This window comes from Stenotrophomonas sp. GL_111, assembly GCF_057835245.1.
In genome coordinates this window covers 4,347,501-4,350,000 of the sequence record NZ_CM174421.1, presented here as the reverse complement: position 1 = coordinate 4,350,000, position 2,500 = coordinate 4,347,501, and the positions used below count along the sequence as shown (strand labels likewise).

The 2,500-nt window shown below is 52.9% G+C and carries 3 rRNA genes (2 of these 3 only partly in view); all 3 read left to right on the top strand.

The features are described from left to right. Window positions 1–1,563 (top strand): 23S ribosomal RNA (locus tag AC3IPM_RS19300); it begins 1,316 nt to the left of the window's first position. A gap of 170 nt (window positions 1,564–1,733) precedes the next feature. Continuing rightward, window positions 1,734–1,848 (top strand): 5S ribosomal RNA (rrf, locus tag AC3IPM_RS19295). A gap of 508 nt (window positions 1,849–2,356) precedes the next feature. Further along, a 16S ribosomal RNA gene (locus tag AC3IPM_RS19290) occupies window positions 2,357–2,500 on the top strand; it runs 1,401 nt beyond the window's last position.

Below are 2,500 nucleotides of genomic sequence, written 5' to 3'. Positions count from 1 at the left end.
CAGGGTGAGTCGGCCCCTAAGGCGAGGACGAAAGTCGTAGTCGATGGGAAGCAGGTTAATATTCCTGCACCTCGCGTAAGTGCGATGGAGGGACGGAGAAGGTTAGGTGTACCCGGCGTTGGTTGTCCGGGGGAAAGGAGGTAGGTTTGAATCTTTGGCAAATCCGGGATTCTTTAAGACCGAGCACCGAGACGAGCCTTTAAGGCGAAGTCACTGATACCACGCTTCCAGGAAAAGCTCCTAAGCTTCAGCTTACGCAGACCGTACCGTAAACCGACACAGGTGGGTAGGATGAGAATTCTCAGGCGCTTGAGAGAACTCGGGTGAAGGAACTAGGCAACATGGCACCGTAACTTCGGGAGAAGGTGCGCCCTTTTTGGTGGCTCATGCGAGCTATAGCTGAAGAGGGCCGCAGAAACCAGGCCGCTGCGACTGTTTATCAAAAACACAGCACTCTGCAAACACGAAAGTGGACGTATAGGGTGTGACGCCTGCCCGGTGCTGGAAGGTTAATTGATGGGGTCAGCCGCAAGGCGAAGCTCTTGATCGAAGCCCCAGTAAACGGCGGCCGTAACTATAACGGTCCTAAGGTAGCGAAATTCCTTGTCGGGTAAGTTCCGACCTGCACGAATGGCGTAACGACAGCGGCGCTGTCTCCACCCGAGACTCAGTGAAATTGAAATCGCTGTGAAGATGCAGCGTTCCCGTGGCAAGACGGAAAGACCCCGTGAACCTTTACTATAGCTTTACACTGAACGTTGAGTTCGTCTGTGTAGGATAGGTGGGAGGCTATGAAACTGTGGCGCTAGCTGCAGTGGAGCCAACCTTGAAATACCACCCTGTCGTGCTTGACGTTCTAACCTGGGTCCATAATCTGGATCGGGGACCGTGTATGGTGGGTAGTTTGACTGGGGCGGTCTCCTCCTAAAGAGTAACGGAGGAGCTCGAAGGTACGCTCAGCGCGGTCGGACATCGCGCACTGTGTGCAAAGGCATAAGCGTGCTTGACTGCAAGATCGACGGATCAAGCAGGTAGGAAACTAGGACTTAGTGATCCGGTGGTTCTGTATGGAAGGGCCATCGCTCAACGGATAAAAGGTACTCCGGGGATAACAGGCTGATACCGCCCAAGAGTTCATATCGACGGCGGTGTTTGGCACCTCGATGTCGGCTCATCACATCCTGGGGCTGTAGTCGGTCCCAAGGGTATGGCTGTTCGCCATTTAAAGTGGTACGCGAGCTGGGTTCAGAACGTCGTGAGACAGTTCGGTCCCTATCTGCCATGGGCGTTGGAGATTTGAGAGGGGCTGCTCCTAGTACGAGAGGACCGGAGTGGACGAACCTCTGGTGTTCCGGTTGTCACGCCAGTGGCATTGCCGGGTAGCTATGTTCGGAAGCGATAACCGCTGAAAGCATCTAAGCGGGAAGCGCGCCTCAAGATGAGATCTCCCGGGGCACAAGCCCCCTGAAGGAACCATATAGACTATGTGGTTGATAGGTCAGGTGTGTAAGTACAGCAATGTATTGAGCTAACTGATACTAATGATCCGTGTGGCTTGACCATATAACCTCAAGTTGCCTTGGCCGACATGACATGTCGATAGATCCAAGTGCACGCTACGTCACAAGACCAAACGAGAGGCAGGCGCTTAAGCGCGTCTCTTTGTAAAGCAGGCATACCCTTGCCTGCTCCCTGCAAAGAGCCGTAGCCCAAAGCGACACTCCAACTGTCTCCCTGGTGAAATTAGCGCTGTGGAACCACCCGATCCCATCCCGAACTCGGAAGTGAAACGCAGCTGCGCCGATGGTAGTGTGGCCTAAGCCATGCGAGAGTAGGTCATCGCCAGGGTTTATACCCAAAAACCCCGCTGCTCATGCAGCGGGGTTTTTCCTTTTTATGTAAGCACATGATTTTTCATGAACTTACATCGACAACTTCGAGAAGAACTTCAAGTTCATCAAATAAGTTGTTGACAGAATCGAAAAGCCTGACATAATAGGCGGCTCGCAACGACGAAATGATCTCCGGATCGGAACGACGAAGCGGCATCGGCAACAACGGTTCACTACGGTGAAACGGCCTTGAAAAAAGGTGTTGACGAAGCAGATAAGCCGGCTATAATGGGCGGCTCGCAACGACGGAAACGTCGGGGCACACGGAGGAAGGCGCTGAGGCCGACTCCCAAGTTCTTTGACAGTATGCGCAGGTATCTTGTGAAGGCGCCTGCAGGAAGGATGTATGTCCATCTTGCAGACGTTTGATCAAGCAACATATCAATTGTTTTAAAGCAAGCGAAACGTTGCCAGCGGTCAAGCATCTGCAGCTTTAAATTTTTAGTCTTCGGACTATGCGTTTTTAAGTGAAGAGTTTGATCCTGGCTCAGAGTGAACGCTGGCGGTAGGCCTAACACATGCAAGTCGAACGGCAGCACAGGAGAGCTTGCTCTCTGGGTGGCGAGTGGCGGACGGGTGAGGAATACATCGGAATCTACCTTTTCGTG